Raw genomic sequence first — 15,645 nt, forward strand, 5'->3', positions numbered from 1 at the left:
CCCCTCTCCGAGGGGAGCGGGCCCGCGGCCCTCGGCGTCGCGCCGACCGGATGCCGGAGGTGCTCAGCTCACCGCAGGGGTGCTGGCCCACTGGGCCGGCAGTTCGGCGGCGCGTTTGCGGATCGCCGCCTGGCTGTGGCGGGCGTTGCTGAGCAGCATGGTGAACCAGTTACGCCGGTGTTCGGCGAGCGCGGCGGCGACCTCGGGGATGAGGATGCAGTGAACACCGTTCTCCATGCCGAGGCGATGCCGACCGGGCAACTGAGGGGAGGATCGCATGCGGTGCCTTTTCGAGTGGGGCGGGTAATGACGATGGTCGGACGCTCGGTCCGACGATATCCGACGCGCCGATGATACTGGGGCAGGCGAGGCGGGTGAGATGGGCGTGTTGCCGACGAAATCCCAGGTCGCGACCAGTCCGTGACCCCGTTGTGACTGCAGTGTGACGACCGGCCGGTTTCCGGCACCCGGATCGGTGATGCGACACTGTTCGGCGTGCTGAGACTCGGACTGACCGGAGGCATCGGAGCGGGCAAATCCACCGTCTCCCACGAACTCGTCGCGCTGGGGGCGGTGCTCGTCGACGCGGACACCATTGCCCGCGAAGTCGTCGCGCCGGGCACCGAGGGCCTGGCCGAACTCGCCGGGGCCTTCGGTGACGACATCCTGCTGCCGGACGGATCCCTGAACCGACCGGCGTTGGCCGCCAAGGCCTTTGCCAGCGACGAGGCGCGGGCGGTGCTCAACGCGATCACCCATCCCCGGGTGGGGGCGCGCACCGCCGAACTGGTCGCCGCCGCACCCGCCGACGCCATCGTCGTCCAGGACATCCCGCTCCTCGTCGAGGGCGGCATGGCGCCCGCGTTCCACCTCGTCGCCGTGGTGCACACCGACGCCGACGAGCGCCTGCGCCGCCTGGTCGAACTGCGTGCGATGCCCGAGGGCGACGCGCGTGCCCGCATCGCCGCCCAGGCCACCGACGAACAGCGCCGCGCAGCCGCAGACGTCTGGCTGGACAACAACGGCGACCGGGACGCCCTCGCGGCGGCCGTGCGCGCCCTGTGGACCGAGCGGCTCGTGCCGTTCGAGGCGAACCTGCGCAGCCGCACCCCCGTGCAGCCGGCGCCGGTGCTCGTCGATCCGAAGCCGGACTGGCACCGGCAGGCGCAGCGGCTGATCGGCCGGCTCGCGCTCGCCGCCGGGGGCGGCGCCCTGCGGATCGACCACATCGGCTCGACCGCCGTGCCCGGGCTGGCCGCCGTCGACGTGCTCGACCTCCAGATCACCGTGCCGGACCTCGCCGCGGCGGAGGCGCTCGAGGACGCACTCGCCGGCGCCGGATTCCCCCGCATCGCCCACGTCGACCACGACGACCCGCGGCCGTCGTACGGTGCCGGCGGCGAGACCGATCCGGCCGTGTGGGGCGCGCGCCTGCACGGCAGTGCCGACCCCGGTCGGCCCGCGTACGTGCACCTGCGGGTGCAGGGCTGGCCCGGCCAGCAGTTCGCGCTGCTGCTGCGGGACTGGTTGCGCGCGAACCCCGAGGCCGTCGCCGAATTCGCCGAGATCAAGCAGGCCGCGGCCCGTGACGCGGCCGCCCGGCACGACCCGGCCGAGGCCGCCGCCGTCTACGCCGGGGAGAAGGCCCCCTGGTTCGACGGCGCCTACACGCGTGCCTGGGAGTGGGCCGAGAAGACCGGCTGGTCGGCCTGACGCCCGGACCGAGGCGGGACCCGCTCAGCGCCAGCTGACCGGCATGGCCAGCGCGGCCAGCCAGGCATCGAGGTCGTGGCCGTGCGTGGCGATGCCGTCCACCGCCCGCAACGCCCGCTGCACCGCGCGCTCGGCGGTCCCCGGATCCAGCAGTCCCGCCGCCGTGGCGGCGAGCAGTTCGTCGACGTCCTCGACGGCGGTGTCGCGGCCGGTGCGCACCACGAGATCGAGGTAGTGGTCGCGCGAGTGCCACACGTCCCCCTCGCACCAGAACTCGCCGACGTCGACGTACCGGTCCTGGTCGCGTTCGAAACCGGGCCGGAAGTGGAAGATCGACGCACGCAGGCCGAGGTCCGGCAGCAGCCACGACTCGAGATACCCGAACTGCGGGTGGTCGGCGGGCCGGGCCATGTACAGGCCCCACCGCTCGACCCGGTACACCTCCACCTCCCGCACGATGCCCTTCGGATCGACGTTGGTGTGCGCGGCCACATCGAAGGTCTCGACCTTGACGTGGTGGAGTTTCGCCTCGGACATGGGCTGAACGTTACTGCGGTCCGGGCCGGCGAACCCGCCGGTGCCGGACCTACCGGCCCGTCGACCCGGCCGGCACCACCGTCGTCGTCTCGTGCCCGTTGTCCTGCACGAGCGCGGAGGCGGGCAGCCGCCACAGCGCGCCGGCCTGGACGTAGTCGCCGGCCGACCCCGCGAAGTTCACCACCGTGACGACATAGACGGTGAGGACGAAGTCGACCGGCACGGCGAACAGCAAGGCCACCAGGACCGCGCCCCACAGCACCACGGGGGCGAGCGTGACGGCCACGGCCGCGTTCCGTGTGAGCCAGGCGTCGCTGCCCGTCGTCAGGAAGGGGAACCGCACCGCGTACGTCGGGCGCACGCCGGAGAGGATCCGGGAGACCAGGCCGTGGGTCAGTTCGTGCACCGCCAGGTAGCCGAGGCACGCCACGACGGTGACGGCGACCGTGGGCGCCGTGCCCCACCCGCTCCGCAGCGGCAGGTCCAGGACCACTGCCGCGCCGAGGAGGACGGCGACGGTGAGGACGAGGACGGTCCGGACTGCCGTGGCCGCCCTAGGGTCGTTCTTCAGGTCCAGCCGGGTGTGGACCCGGTAGTCCGGTGGGGGTGCCACCGCGGGCTTCGGGTCGTTGCGAGCGTTCACGTGTTCCCCCTGGATTTCGCGGTCTCCCGGGCGGACGGTCCGGCGAGAGCCGGCGGTGGACGGGCGGGCCGGTCGGACCGATCATGCCCGGCGGATGCCCCCGTGTCCCGGCGGAAGCCCCCGTGTCCCGGCGGCCACGCACCTGGTCCCTGCCGCCGAGCGGCATTGTCGGTGCCGCCGCCTACCCTGGTTCCCATGGCGTTCGCAAGCGAGCATCCCGTTGTCGCCCACTCCGAGTTCCGCCCCGTGGGGGAGATCGAACGGGCCGAGGCCCGGTTCGAGGTGGTCAGCGACCACAAGCCGGCCGGGGATCAGCCGGCCGCGATCGACGAGCTCGAGCGCCGCCTGCGGGCGGGGGAGAAGGACGTGGTGCTGCTCGGCGCCACGGGCACCGGCAAGTCGGCCACCACCGCGTGGCTGATCGAGCGGGTGCAGCGCCCCACCCTGGTGATGGCGCCGAACAAGACCCTCGCCGCGCAGCTCGCCAACGAGCTGCGGGAGATGTTGCCGCACAACGCCGTCGAGTACTTCGTGTCGTACTACGACTACTACCAGCCCGAGGCGTACATCGCGCAGACCGACACCTACATCGAGAAGGACTCCTCGATCAACGACGACGTGGAACGGCTGCGGCACTCGGCCACCTCCGCGCTGCTCTCCCGTCGCGACGTCGTGGTGGTCGCGTCCGTGTCGTGCATCTACGGCCTGGGCACGCCGCAGTCCTACCTGGACCGCTCCATCGCGCTCGAGGTCGGGGTGGAGGTGCCCCGCGACGCCCTGCTGCGCCTGCTGGTGGACGTGCAGTACACCCGCAACGACATGGCGTTCACGCGCGGCTCGTTCCGGGTCAAGGGCGACACCGTCGACATCATCCCCGCGTACGAGGAACTTGCCGTGCGCATCGAGTTCTTCGGCGACGAGATCGACGCGCTCTACTACCTGCATCCCCTGACGGGGGACGTGGTGCGCAAGGTGGACTCGCTGCGGATCTTCCCCGCCACCCACTACGTCGCCGGGCCGGAGCGGATGGAACGGGCCGTGACCGACATCGAGGCCGAACTCGGGGACCGTCTCGCCGACCTCGAGAACCGCGGCAAGCTGCTCGAGGCGCAGCGTCTGCGCATGCGCACCCAGTACGATCTCGAGATGATCCGCCAGGTCGGGTTCTGCTCCGGCATCGAGAACTACTCGAGGCACATCGACGGCCGTCCCGCCGGTTCCGCGCCGGCCACCCTGATCGACTACTTCCCGGAGGACTTCCTGCTGGTCATCGACGAGTCCCACGTCACCGTCCCGCAGATCGGCGCCATGTACGAGGGGGACATGTCGCGCAAGCGCAACCTCGTCGAGTTCGGGTTCCGGCTGCCCTCGGCCGTCGACAACCGCCCGTTGACCTGGGAGGAGTTCGCCGCCCGCATCGGCCAGACCGTGTACCTGTCGGCCACCCCCGGCCCCTACGAGCTCGGGCAGGCCGGCGGCGAGTTCGTCGAACAGGTCATCCGGCCGACCGGACTGGTGGACCCGAAGGTCGTCGTCAAGCCCACCAAGGGCCAGATCGACGACCTGGTACACGAGATCCGCGAGCGCGCCGACCGGGACGAGCGGGTGCTCGTCACCACCCTCACCAAGAAGATGTCCGAGGATCTCACCGACTACCTGCTCGAGCTCGGCATTCGGGTGCGCTACCTGCATTCGGACATCGACACCCTCCGGCGCGTCGAGCTGCTCCGGCAGCTGCGGCTCGGCGAGTACGACGTCCTCGTCGGCATCAACCTCCTCCGCGAGGGCCTCGACCTACCCGAGGTCTCGCTCGTGGCGATCCTCGACGCCGACAAGGAGGGGTTCCTGCGCTCGACCACCAGCCTCATCCAGACCATCGGCCGGGCCGCCCGCAACGTCTCCGGCGAGGTCCACATGTACGCCGACAAGATCACCGACTCGATGGCGCGTGCCATCGAGGAGACCGAGCGGCGCCGCGAGAAGCAGATCGCCTACAACTGCGAGCACGGCATCGACCCGCAGCCGCTGCGCAAGAAGATCGCCGACATCCTCGACCAGGTCTACGAGGAGGCCGACGACACCGTGGAGGTCGGGGGCTCGGGCCGCAACGCCTCCCGCGGCCGCCGCGCCCAGGGTGAATCCGGTCGCGCCGTGAGCGCCGGCGTCTACGAGGGTCGCGACGTGAAGTCCATGCCCCGCGCCGAACTCGCGGACCTCGTGCAGGAACTGACCGACCAGATGATGAACGCGGCCCGTGAGCTGCAGTTCGAACTGGCCGGGCGGTTGCGCGACGAGATCGCCGACCTGAAGAAGGAACTGCGCGGGATGGACGCCGCAGGCCTCGCGTAGCGTCTGCGGTATGGACCCACAGTCTGCCGGCCGCGTCGCCCGTGCCCTCGAACTGATCCACTCCGTCGGGTACTTCGCCCCCGAAGTCGACGCCGCGCTCGGCGACACCGGCCTCGAGGCCGGCCGGATGCGGTACTTCGCGGCGCGTTCCGCTGCGCTCGGCGCGGTCGGGGCGGGCGTCGTGGCCGCCACCTTCTACAGCTTCAGTCCCCGTCTCGTCGCGTCCGCGATCCCGCACGCCTGGCGGCTCGCCACCCCGGAGGCCGTCGTGGCCGCCCGGCTGCGCGGCATCGACGAATCGCTGACCCGAATCCTCGGGCCCGAGGTGCTGGACTCGCCGGAGATGCGTGAGGCGGCGGACCTCGCCGCGAGCGCCGCCCGGGCCGTCCCGGGGCCGGAGGGCCGGCCGCTGTACGCGGGGCACGCCGACCTGCCGTGGCCGGACGCCCCGCACCTGATCCTGTGGCACGCGCTGACCCTGCTGCGCGAGTACCGGGGCGACGGGCACGTCGCGGCGTTGCAGACCGCCGGCCTGACCGGGATCGAGGCCCTCGTCAGCCACACCGCCGCGGGTATCGGGTTCAGCGAGGACTTCGCCCGCGCGCGCCGCGGCTGGAGCAAGGAGGAGTGGGCCGACGCGGAGACGGCGCTGCGCTCACGCGGACTGCTCGACCGCTCCGGTGCGCTCACCGACGAGGGCTTCGAGGTCCGCGAACTCGTCGAGGACCTGACCGACGACCTCGCGGCGGTGCCGTGGGCGGCGCTGGGCGAAGACAAGGCCGACCGGCTGACGGAGCTCGCGCTGCCGTGGCGGGACGCCATCGTGGAGTCCGGCGTGTTCCCCGCGCAGATGTTCGGCCCGCGTTACGGTGACGCACGGTAACGTCAACGTCGTCAGTGGCGTCGAGCGCACGGCGGCGGGCCCTGTGGGATCCACCCCAAAGGCCGCCAACCCCGTCCGGTCGGCCGCTACTGTCGACGCAGCAGTCGGAAGGGGGACGCAACGACGGTCGCCCGCCGGCGAAACCCGACCAATTTCATGGAGGAATGCATGAGCGCCTACCGGACCGTAGTCGTCGGAACCGACGGTTCCGAGTCGTCGTACCGCGCCGTCGAGAAGGCAGCAGCTCTCGCCGGTGACGCCGAGGCCCGCCTCGTCATCGCGTGCGCCTACTACCCGGTGGATCCGAAGGACAGCGCCCGCGCCGCCGACGTGCTCGGTGAGGACGCCTACCAGGTGACCGGATCGGCGCCCACCTACGACATCCTGCGCACCGCCCGGGAGAAGGCCCACGCAGCCGGCGCCACGAACGTCCTCGAACGGGCCGTCGTCGGGGCTCCCGTCGACTCGCTCCTCGAACTGGTCGACGAGGTGGAGGCGGACCTGCTCGTCGTGGGCAACCGGGGCCTGAACACCCTCACCGGCCGGTTGCTCGGCTCCGTACCCTCGGATCTGGCCCGCAAGTCGACCTCGGACGTGCTCATCGTGCACACCGTCCGCTGACGCGTCGATCAGCAGTAGGTCTCGCGGGCGGCACCCACGTAGAACCGGGCGGCGTCGTCGCCCTGCAACGCCGCCCGCGAGACGGACGCCGCGAAGGCCGCGACGGACCGGACCGAGCCGAGGATCTGTTCCTCCGGCAGGCCGGCGGCCAGCTGGGCACACGTCCCACGGACCAGTGCCACGAGCGTCTCGTCGGGCACCCCGGCGGCCAGCCCGGCCTCGGCCAGGGCCTGCTTGAACCGCAGGGCCGGCCCGTCCAGCGTCTCCGCCTCGACCGGTGCGGCCGCCATCGGGACCGTGACCGGGATGGCGGCCGCGGAGTCCTCCGAGGCCGCGGTCCCCGTACAACCCGCGGTGGTGGCGAGGACCCCGAACCCTGCCAGGATGCGCGCCCAGCGCCCCCGAGCCCACACCGCTCTCACCGCCCCGCCTCCCGCTCCGACCGGTCGCACGTTCGCCCGCAACATACCGCCCGGCGGAACGGCGCAGGCGGTGATACGGCACATCGGTGACCCCTCACAGCCGGGCCGGCGCCACCAGCGCCGCCAGCGCCTCGGGCAGCTCCCCGGTGTGCAGCACCCCCAGCCGTTGGGTGGCGCGGGTGAGCGCCACGTACAGGTCGTTGAGCCCGCGAGGCGACTCCGCCACGATGGCGGTCGGCTCCACCAGCAGCACCGAATCGAATTCCAGTCCCTTGACGTCCTTCACGGTGGACACCCGCACCGAATCCGACCGGAGATGCGCCCACCGCGCCGCGAGGTCGTGCGGCACGATCACCGCCGTGAGGCCCGGTCCCTCCTCGGCCGCGAGGGCGCCGTGCACGGCTTCGAGAAGGCCGTCCGCGTCGACGTTCCGGACCCACGGCGCGAACCCGGACTCGCGCACCGAGCGGGGCGGCACCTGGTGCGGATCGATCTCGGCGAGGACCGCATGCGCGATCTCCATGATCTCCGCGGGCGTGCGGTAATTGACGGTCAGCTCGGCCTTCTTCCACCGCTTGGCCACGTACGGCTCCAGGATCCGCTGCCAGGACGAGCTGCCGGCCGGATCCCCGGTCTGCGCGGTGTCGCCGACCAGGGTCATCCAACGGTTCGGGATGCGCCGCATCAGCATCCGCCAGGCCATCTCGGACAGCTCCTGCGCCTCGTCGACGATCACGTGCCCGTACGTCCAGGTACGGTCCCCGGCGGCCCGTTCGGCCGTGGTCTCGTGGCTCGAGCGGCTCTGTCGCTGCGCGAGCTGGTCGGCGTCGATCAGGTCGTACGCCATCAGGATCTCCGGATCCAGCTCGTCCTCGAGATCCTGTGGGGCCGACCCCGTCAGGATGTCCAGGGCGCCCTGCGCGTCGGCGATCTGCTTGCGCCACTGCCGCGCGGCGCGCTCCCGCTCGGCCGCGTCGTCGACGCCGAGCAACTCGGCGAGTTCGTCGAGCAGTGGTGCGTCCGCGGCGCTGAACACCCGCGTCGCCGAGGGGCGCTGCAGCAGCGCGCGCTGGTCCTCGTCGAGTTGCGGCGCCGCCGACGCGAGCCGCTCCCGGGACGCGAACAGCTCCGCGAGCACCTGCTGCGGGCTCAGCTGCGGCCACAGCGAGTCGATCGCCGCCGTGATGTCGCGGTCCGCCCGCATCTCGGCCCGGATGTCGTCGATATCGTCCCGGCTCAACAGGTTTCCGCCGTCGACCAGATTCGCACCGATGATCGACGCGAGCTGGTCGGCGAGCGCGTCCACCACCGCGGAGACGAAGATCGGGCGAGCCAGGTTGTGCGGCCGGCGCGACGACCGGGCCCGGCCCCGCGCCCGCGTGACCGTCTTGCGGTCGAGGGTCAGCCGGTAGGTGTCGAAGACCAGCGGGATCGGCGTCGTCGGGATCTCCTGACGGTCCCGCACCGCCTTCTTCAGCACCTCGATCATGTCGAGCGAGCCCTTGATCGCGCCCGCCTCGAGGGAATCCTCGACGGTCGCGCGCACCCCGGGATACAGGTCACCGATCGTGGACAGCAACACGCCGGTCTCGCCGAGGGACGGCAGCACCTGCCCGATGTAGTCCAGGAACGTCGAGTTCGGTCCGACGATGAGCACACCGCTCTTCGCGAGCTGCCGACGGTACGTGTACAGCAGGAACGCCGCCCGGTGCAGGGCCACCGCGGTCTTCCCGGTGCCCGGGCCGCCCTGGACGACGAGCACGCTCTTGTGCTCGGACCGGATGATCGCGTCCTGCTCGGCCTGGATCGTCGCGACGATGTCGTGCATCTGCCCGGTCCGCGCGGCGTTCAGCGCGGCCAGCAGCGCCGACTCGCCGGCGACACCCCCCGCCGAAACGGTGGCGTCGTGCGCCTGGGCCGCGTCGAGATCGAGGTACTCGTCGTTGAGTGCGGTGATCGCGCGGCTGCGCGACCGGATGTGCCGGCGCCGTGTCACGCCCTCCGGTGCCGCCGGCGTCGCCAGATAGAACGGCCGCGCCAACGGCGCCCGCCAGTCCAGCAGCAGCGGCTCGTAGTCGTTCGCCTCGTCGAGGATGCCGATGCGGCCGATGTACCGCACCTCGGCCCCGTCGCCGTCTTCGCCGTCGCGCACGTCGATCCGGCCGAAGCACAGCCCGTGCTCGGCGGCGTCGTATTTCGCGATGTCCTCCGTGTACAGCTGCGTGAAGGACTCCCGCTCGCTGCGGGCCTGCGGAGTGCCGCCGGTGTCGAGCAGCACCCGGCTCAGCCGGGTCTTGGCGTACGCCCGCATGGAGTCGAGGTGGCCGTACAGCATCGACAGGTACGCCTGCTCACGCTCATGGTCGGGGTGGGACAGGCCATCGGCCGGCAAGGGGACTCCTCGGGGTCGGACGGGCGGCGGGTGCGCCGCCACGAAGTGCCCAAGAAGTCTAGTGGCGGTCCCGCACCCGCGCAGAATCGCCGGGTGCGGGACCGTGCTGTCAGCGCTGCAACTGCAGGCGGGCGCGGGTGAGGGCCTCCTCGGCGCGGTGACGGGCCTGCTGGGCCAGCAACAGGGAACGCTCCTCCGCCGTCAGCGCCCGCTCGCGGGCGACCTTCGCCAGCTCCGGGCCGCGCTCACGGGCCGTGCCCCACAGCAGCGAACTCCGTTCCCGGGCGACCTCGGCGAGTTCGGGTCCGCGTTCCTTGGCGACGTCGAGCAGTTCGGTGCCGCGTTCGCGGGCGACGTCGGCGAGTTCGGGTCCGCGTTCGCGGGCGACGTCGAGCAGTTCGGTGCCGCGTTCGCGGGCGACGTCGGCGAGTTCGGGTCCGCGTTCGCGGGCGACGTCGAGCAGGTGCGTGCCGCGTTCGCGGGCGACCTCGGCGAGTTCGGGTCCGCGTTCGCGGGCCACGCCCAGCAGGTGGCTTCCGCGCTCACGGGCGGTGCCGGCCACCTCCGCTGCCTCCTCCGACAGGGTCCGGACCCGCTCGGCCACCTTGTGCAGGCTCTCGGTGACCGCTTCGCCCGCGGCGTCGTCCTGATGAGGCAGGACGCCGGCGACGGCCACCTGGGCGCGCCGTGCGGCCCGCCGTCCGCGCCACCCCAGCGACGGCTTGCCTTCGGTGTCCACCGCGGTGATGATCAGCCCGCCGAGCAGGCTGACGTTCTTGAGGAACTGGGTGCGCTGGATGGCCCGGGCCTCCGCATCCTCGACGTTCCAGAAGTCGTGGCCCGCCACCGTCGTGGGCACGAGCGTGGTGGCCAGGGCAAGAGCCGCCAGCCGCGGTGCCTTCCCGACCGCGAGCAGCGCACCCGCCCCGATCTGCACGGCGGCGTTGATCCGCACGAGTGTCTCCGGATCGTTCGTGAGCTTCTCGCTCACCGTGTCCGGGAGCTTCTGCGCCACCGTGTCGGGCAGCATGCCCACCGCCCGGTCGAGTCCCGGCTGCGCTGCCGCCGCCTTGGTGGACGAGTCTCTCAGCGCGTCGATGCCTCCGGCGACGAAGACCGACGCGAGCATGGGGCGGGCAATTCTGCGGACAATCATGTGCTTCCTCCCGTGATCGGTGGCGGTTCCACCTTTGCACGCATACCCCGCCGCCCGGCGCGATATGCGCGTCCGACCCGGATCACGCTCCGCGCGCTCCGCGCAACGATGCGCGCCGAGGTGGCACGATGTGCGGCGTGAACGGCGGGGGAGAAGCGACAGGGGTCGGCGATGTCGGTGGGGCCGGGGTGCGCGTGGTGCGCACGACGACATCGGTCCGGGTCGAGGCCACGATACCGGCGTCGGCCGCGGCGCTGTTCGGGGTGATGCGGGACCCGCTGCGGCACAGTGAGATCGACGGATCGGGCACGGTGCACGTGCCCGCGGGGCAGCCCCCGATCACCGCCGCCGGACTGCGCTTCTTCGCGCCGGTGCACTTTCCCGGCCGCACGGCGTATCCGGTGGTCAACCACGTGGTGGCGTTCGAACCCGACCGCTGCCGGCGTGGCTGCCGGCCAACCCGGACACGCCGCCGCTCGGCATCCGGTGGGAGTGGTCCTTCACCGGGACGACCGGGGGCGCTGCGGTGAGCCAGACCTGCGACTGGTCCGCGGTGACCGAGACCGGGTACCTGCGCCGCGTGCGGCTTCCGCGGGTCTCGCCCGCGCAGATGTCCGCGAGCCTCACCCGGCTCGGGCGCGCGGCGCGTTCCTGAACCGACCCGGGTGCCGACGATGTCGGTGTCCGGTGTGTCGCATGTCACGCACACCCAACCTCTTTGATTGCTAAACTACGCAAGTAACAGCATCGCCCGCCGGCGGTGGCTCGGACGACGGGAACGGTGATGGTCGCGCAGGCGCGTCAACCCCTCTATCGGATGAAGGCCGACTTCTTCAAGACGCTCGGACATCCGGCGCGCATTCGCGTCCTCGAGCTGCTCAGCGAGCGCGAGCATGCCGTCTCCGAGATGTTGCCCGAGGTGGGGATCGAACCCGCCAATCTCTCCCAGCAACTGGCGATCCTCCGGCGCGCAGGCCTGGTCACCGCGCGCCGGGAGGGGCTGTCGGTGACGTACGCGCTGACGTCGCCGCGGGTCGCGGAACTGCTGGGCGTCGCCCGCGCGATCCTCACGGGGGTGGTCGCCGTACAGGCGGAACTGCTCGAAGAGGACGTAGCCGAACCGGCGGGCCGAGCGCGCCGCTGAGACGGTCGCACACCGGGGCGCTTCGCGCGCATTGATTGCAGACTTTATTAAGTGCTTATTTATTGTTTGTGGTGGAGGCACGATGTCGATGTCGACAGAGCAGCATGATGCGGTGACCGGGCGCACCGAGGAAGAAGCAGCGGGAGCCGGCACCGTCGTGGCTCGCGCCGCGCGGTCGGTCGCCGCGCTGATGCCGCGCTGGGTCGAGTGGAAACCGGCCCTGCGCTCGCCCCGCGCCGATCTGACCGCCGGACTCGTCGTCGCCCTCGTCGCGTTGCCCCTCGCGCTCGGCTTCGGTATCAGCTCCGGTCTCGGGGCCGCGGCGGGCCTCGCGACCGCCGTCGTCGCGGGAGCGGTCGCCGCCGTGTTCGGCGGCTCCCGCTTCCAGGTGTCGGGCCCGACCGGCGCGATGACCGTCGTCCTGGTGCCGATCTTCCACGAGCACGGCGCCTCCGGCGTCCTCGCGGTGGGACTCGTCGCCGGCGTCGTTCTCGTCGTCCTCGCCTTCGCCGGCATCGGCCGGGCGGTGCGGTTCATGCCCGCCCCGGTGATCGAGGGCTTCACCGCCGGGATCGCCGTGGTCATCGCCCTGCAGCAGGTTCCCGCCGCGCTCGGCATCGCCCACGCCGAGGGGGAGAAGGTGTGGCAGAGCGCGTTCGACGCCGTCCGGCAGTTCGTCGACCAGCCGTCCCTCCTGCCTACGGCCGTGGCGGTGCTTGTCGCGGCGGCCATCCTGATCGGTGGCCGGTACCTGCCGAAGCTGCCGTTCTCGCTCGTCGCGGTGGTGGTGGCCACCGTCGTCGCACAGCTGTTCCATCTGGACGTCACGCGGATCGGGTCCATCCCGTCCGGCTTCAGCGCCCCCAGCCTCGGATTCCTCGACCTGGGGGAGCTGACGTCGCTGCTCGCGCCGGCGCTCGCGGTGGCCGCGCTCGCGGCCCTCGAATCGCTGCTGTCCGCGACCGCCGCGGATTCGATGAGCGTCGGCACCCGGCACGACCCGGACCGGGAGTTGTTCGGGCAGGGCCTGGCCAACATCGCCGCCCCCCTGTTCGGCGGCGTTCCGGCCACGGGCGCGATCGCCCGGACGGCCGTCAACGTCCGCTCGGGGGCGCGGTCCCGGCTGTCCGCCCTCACCCACGCCGTCATCCTCGCCGGCATCGTCTACCTCGCCTCGCCGCTCGTCGCTCAGATCCCTCTCGCCGCGCTCGCCGGCGTTCTGCTCGCCACCACGGTGCGCATGGTCGAAACCGCCTCGATCGTCGCGATCACGCGGGCCAGCCGCGCGGATGCGATCGTCATGACGGTGACGTTCCTGGTCACCGTCGCCCTCGACCTCGTGACGGCGGTCGCGATCGGTGTCGGGTTCGCTGCGGTGCTCGCGCTGCGGGCGGTCGCGAAGTCCGCCCGGATCGAGCAGGTTCCCCTCGACGAGGAGGGGGATCACGCCGCCGAGGAACACGAGCTGCTGCGCGAGCACATCGTCGCGTACCGGATCGACGGCGCTCTGTTCTTCGCCGCGGCCCACCGATTCCTGCTCGAGCTCGCCGACGTCACGGACGTCAAGGTCGTGATCCTGCGCATGTCCCGGGTGACGGCCATCGACGCCACCGGCGCCCTCGTCCTCAAGGACGCCATCACCAAGCTCGAGCACCGGCACATCACGGTCCTGATCTCCGGGGCCAAACCGGAGCACCTGCGGCCGCTGTCCGCGCTGGGCGTCTTCACCACCAAGGACAGCGAGGAGCGGCACGTCTTCGCGACCACGCCCCGGGCGATCGCGTACGCCCGCATGCTGGTGCTGCCGGAACACCGGTACGCCCCGGCCACCGCCGGCTCCGAGGGGAAGAGGCCGGGAGATTCCGAAGCTCTTCCGGGCGAGTAGAATCGGCGGTGTGACCGGCCCTCGTGGCAGCCTGGCTCTCCTCACCCGGTAACGCCAGGTGAGCACGGGGACCGGTCGCCTGCCGTCGGCGGGACCGGCGGGGTGCAGGCGGCCGGGGGCCGTGCGTGCCGCGGCTCGCCTCCCGGGGCCGCTCGGTTCCGGCCAGTAGCATCTGCTCCGTGACCGACTCGACCGCGAGTACCAGCCGTCCTGCCGCCCTGCGCGTTCTCGTCTACAGCGACGACGCCGACACGCGCGAGCAGGTCACCCGGGCGCTGGGCCGGCGACCCGATCCCGAGCTCCCCGAACTCGACTTCGTCGAGGTGGCGACCGAGCCGATGGTGATCCGCCGCATGGACGCCGGCGGCATCGACCTCGCGATCCTGGACGGCGAGGCGGCCCCCGCCGGTGGGATGGGCATCGCCAAGCAACTCAAGGACGAACTTGAACAGTGCCCGCCCGTCGTCGTGCTGACCGGCCGGGCGGACGACGCGTGGCTGGCCGACTGGTCCCGCGCCGAGGCCGCGGTGCCGCGGCCTCTCGACCCGTTCCGCCTCGCGGAGACGGTCGTCGCGCTGCTGCGCGGCCGCAGCACCACCTGAGGGCGGCGGCGAAGCGGGCGCCGGCATCGGCCACGGTCCGGGCGAAACGGAGAAATCACGCCGCGTCGTATCCGCCTCGGCGGGACACCGCGCCGGTAGGCTGAGCCGTACATCACAATGATGCGGTTGAAGTGACTCACGGCACTGTCTCCGTATCGTGATCGTTCGGCCCCAGCGGCCGAAGGAGGTCGGCAGGGGCAACGGGGTCGGCGCACGTGGCCGGCTCGCACGGAGAGGAGCCAGGCGCCATGAACGTCTACATCCCGATCCTCGTGCTCGGAGGGATCGCGGTCGCCTTCGCGGTGTTCTCCGTCGTCGTGTCCTCGGTGATCGGCCCGAGCCGCTACAACCGAGCCAAGCTCGAAGCCTACGAGTGCGGGATCGACCCGACGCCGCAGCCGCCGGGCGGCGGCAGATTCCCGGTGAAGTACTACCTGACGGCCATGCTGTTCATCATCTTCGACATCGAGATCGTGTTCCTCTATCCGTGGGCCGTGCACCTCGATGCCCTGGGGGTCTTCGGGCTGGCCGCGATGGCCCTGTTCGTGTTCAACGTCGCCGTCGCCTACGTCTACGAGTGGCGGCGGGGTGGTCTCGGCTGGGAATGACCGCGACAGGGAATGAGATTGTGCCGTAATGGATTCGAACACCGACCGAAAGTGATATGAGTCGGACATGGGTCTCGAGGAGAAGTTGCCGAGCGGCTTTCTGCTGAGCACGGTGGAGAGCTTCGCCGGTTTCGCGCGCAAGGGTTCGCTGTGGCCCGCGACCTTCGGGCTCGCGTGCTGCGCGATCGAGATGATGACCACCGTGTCGCCGCGGTTCGACATCGCACGGTTCGGGATGGAGGCGTTCCGTGCCTCGCCGCGACAGGCCGACCTCATGATCGTCGCCGGCCGGGTCAGCCAGAAGATGGCCCCGGTGCTGCGGCAGGTCTACGACCAGATGGTCGAGCCGAAATGGGTGCTGGCCATGGGTGTGTGCGCCTCCTCGGGCGGCATGTTCAACAACTACGCCGTCGTGCAGGGTGTCGACCACATCGTTCCCGTCGACATCTACCTACCCGGGTGCCCGCCCCGGCCGGAGATGCTGCTGCACGCCGTCCTGATGCTGCACGAGAAGATCCAGCAGATGCCGCTCGGCGTGGACCGGGAGAAGGCCGTGCAGGCCGCCGAGGAGGCGGCCCTGGCCGCCGCCCGGCCCGTCGTGCCCAGCCTCCAGGTACGGGGGCCGGCCCGGTGACCTCCTCCTCCGACAACGAACGGTCCTCGCGCCCTACGGATCCCGCGGCGCACGCG

The 15,645-nt window shown here is 71.5% G+C and carries 17 protein-coding genes; 11 read left to right on the forward strand and 6 right to left on the reverse strand.

Annotated elements, in window-relative coordinates:
* Positions 1-63: 63 nt before the first annotated feature.
* Positions 64-279 carry a hypothetical protein gene (locus ACWPOB_RS27480; RefSeq protein ID WP_006948069.1) on the reverse strand — a complete coding sequence of 72 codons (216 nt, stop codon included), beginning with the start codon at positions 277-279 and terminating at the stop codon, positions 64-66.
* Between the two features lie 216 nt (positions 280-495).
* Between ACWPOB_RS27480 and coaE the strand changes: the two genes are divergently transcribed.
* Complete coding sequence (gene coaE / locus ACWPOB_RS27485) at positions 496-1,713, forward strand: dephospho-CoA kinase (RefSeq protein ID WP_455402749.1); 1,218 nt, start codon at positions 496-498, stop codon at positions 1,711-1,713.
* Between the two features lie 24 nt (positions 1,714-1,737).
* Here coaE and ACWPOB_RS27490 read toward each other — a convergent pair whose 3' ends face one another.
* On the reverse strand, positions 1,738-2,250 hold the full coding sequence (locus tag ACWPOB_RS27490; protein WP_100056596.1) for a DUF402 domain-containing protein: 513 nt from the start codon (positions 2,248-2,250) through the stop codon (positions 1,738-1,740).
* A gap of 49 nt (positions 2,251-2,299) precedes the next feature.
* Positions 2,300-2,893 carry a DUF3267 domain-containing protein gene (locus ACWPOB_RS27495; protein ID WP_100056595.1) on the reverse strand — a complete coding sequence of 198 codons (594 nt, stop codon included), beginning with the start codon at positions 2,891-2,893 and terminating at the stop codon, positions 2,300-2,302.
* Positions 2,894-3,088: 195 nt separating this feature from the next.
* Here ACWPOB_RS27495 and uvrB point away from each other — a divergent pair, with 195 nt between their 5' ends.
* The 3 genes from uvrB (at position 3,089) to ACWPOB_RS27510 (ending at position 6,746) form a co-directional block, all read left to right on the forward strand.
* Complete coding sequence (gene uvrB, locus ACWPOB_RS27500; RefSeq protein WP_455402750.1) at positions 3,089-5,242, forward strand: excinuclease ABC subunit UvrB; 2,154 nt, start codon at positions 3,089-3,091, stop codon at positions 5,240-5,242.
* 10 nt (positions 5,243-5,252) lie between these two features.
* The gene (locus ACWPOB_RS27505; protein ID WP_455402751.1) at positions 5,253-6,125 is read left to right on the forward strand and encodes an SCO6745 family protein; all 873 of its coding nucleotides are present in this window, start codon (positions 5,253-5,255) and stop codon (positions 6,123-6,125) included.
* A 168-nt stretch (positions 6,126-6,293) separates the two neighbouring features.
* Positions 6,294-6,746: a universal stress protein gene (locus ACWPOB_RS27510; RefSeq protein ID WP_100056598.1), complete on the forward strand. Its 453-nt coding sequence runs from the start codon at positions 6,294-6,296 to the stop codon at positions 6,744-6,746.
* A gap of 8 nt (positions 6,747-6,754) precedes the next feature.
* On the opposite strand, the gene ACWPOB_RS27515 is transcribed toward ACWPOB_RS27510, so the two are convergent.
* The 3 genes from ACWPOB_RS27515 to ACWPOB_RS27525 all read right to left on the reverse strand — a co-directional run bounded on the left by ACWPOB_RS27515 (position 6,755) and on the right by ACWPOB_RS27525 (position 10,716).
* Positions 6,755-7,168 carry a DUF732 domain-containing protein gene (locus ACWPOB_RS27515; RefSeq protein WP_455402752.1) on the reverse strand — a complete coding sequence of 138 codons (414 nt, stop codon included), beginning with the start codon at positions 7,166-7,168 and terminating at the stop codon, positions 6,755-6,757.
* A gap of 94 nt (positions 7,169-7,262) precedes the next feature.
* Positions 7,263-9,503 carry a HelD family protein gene (locus ACWPOB_RS27520; RefSeq protein WP_455402764.1) on the reverse strand — a complete coding sequence of 747 codons (2,241 nt, stop codon included), beginning with the start codon at positions 9,501-9,503 and terminating at the stop codon, positions 7,263-7,265.
* Between the two features lie 166 nt (positions 9,504-9,669).
* The gene (locus ACWPOB_RS27525) at positions 9,670-10,716 is read right to left on the reverse strand and encodes a DoxX family membrane protein (RefSeq protein ID WP_455402753.1); all 1,047 of its coding nucleotides are present in this window, start codon (positions 10,714-10,716) and stop codon (positions 9,670-9,672) included.
* 128 nt (positions 10,717-10,844) lie between these two features.
* On the opposite strand from ACWPOB_RS27525, the gene ACWPOB_RS27530 reads away from it, so the two are divergent.
* The 7 genes from ACWPOB_RS27530 (at position 10,845) to ACWPOB_RS27560 (ending at position 15,589) form a co-directional block, all read left to right on the forward strand.
* Positions 10,845-11,246 (forward strand): hypothetical protein, encoded by a 402-nt coding sequence (locus tag ACWPOB_RS27530; RefSeq protein ID WP_455402754.1) that lies wholly within the window; start codon positions 10,845-10,847, stop codon positions 11,244-11,246.
* Complete coding sequence (locus tag ACWPOB_RS27535; protein ID WP_455402755.1) at positions 11,243-11,371, forward strand: hypothetical protein; 129 nt, start codon at positions 11,243-11,245, stop codon at positions 11,369-11,371. Before ACWPOB_RS27530 ends, ACWPOB_RS27535 begins: the two co-directional genes overlap by 4 nt.
* A gap of 129 nt (positions 11,372-11,500) precedes the next feature.
* Positions 11,501-11,860, forward strand: coding sequence for an ArsR/SmtB family transcription factor (locus ACWPOB_RS27540; protein WP_100056590.1), 360 nt, complete (start codon positions 11,501-11,503; stop codon positions 11,858-11,860).
* Between the two features lie 82 nt (positions 11,861-11,942).
* A complete protein-coding gene (locus ACWPOB_RS27545) occupies positions 11,943-13,745 on the forward strand; it encodes a SulP family inorganic anion transporter (RefSeq protein WP_455402756.1) in 1,803 nt (600 codons plus the stop codon).
* Between the two features lie 179 nt (positions 13,746-13,924).
* A complete protein-coding gene (locus ACWPOB_RS27550) occupies positions 13,925-14,347 on the forward strand; it encodes an Rv3143 family two-component system response regulator (RefSeq protein ID WP_029543962.1) in 423 nt (140 codons plus the stop codon).
* Between the two features lie 248 nt (positions 14,348-14,595).
* Complete coding sequence (locus ACWPOB_RS27555) at positions 14,596-14,955, forward strand: NADH-quinone oxidoreductase subunit A (RefSeq protein ID WP_003937927.1); 360 nt, start codon at positions 14,596-14,598, stop codon at positions 14,953-14,955.
* A 67-nt stretch (positions 14,956-15,022) separates the two neighbouring features.
* On the forward strand, positions 15,023-15,589 hold the full coding sequence (locus ACWPOB_RS27560) for a NuoB/complex I 20 kDa subunit family protein (protein ID WP_455402757.1): 567 nt from the start codon (positions 15,023-15,025) through the stop codon (positions 15,587-15,589).
* Positions 15,590-15,645 lie beyond the last annotated feature (56 nt).

It is taken from the genome of Rhodococcus sp. 2H158 (assembly GCF_053764755.1).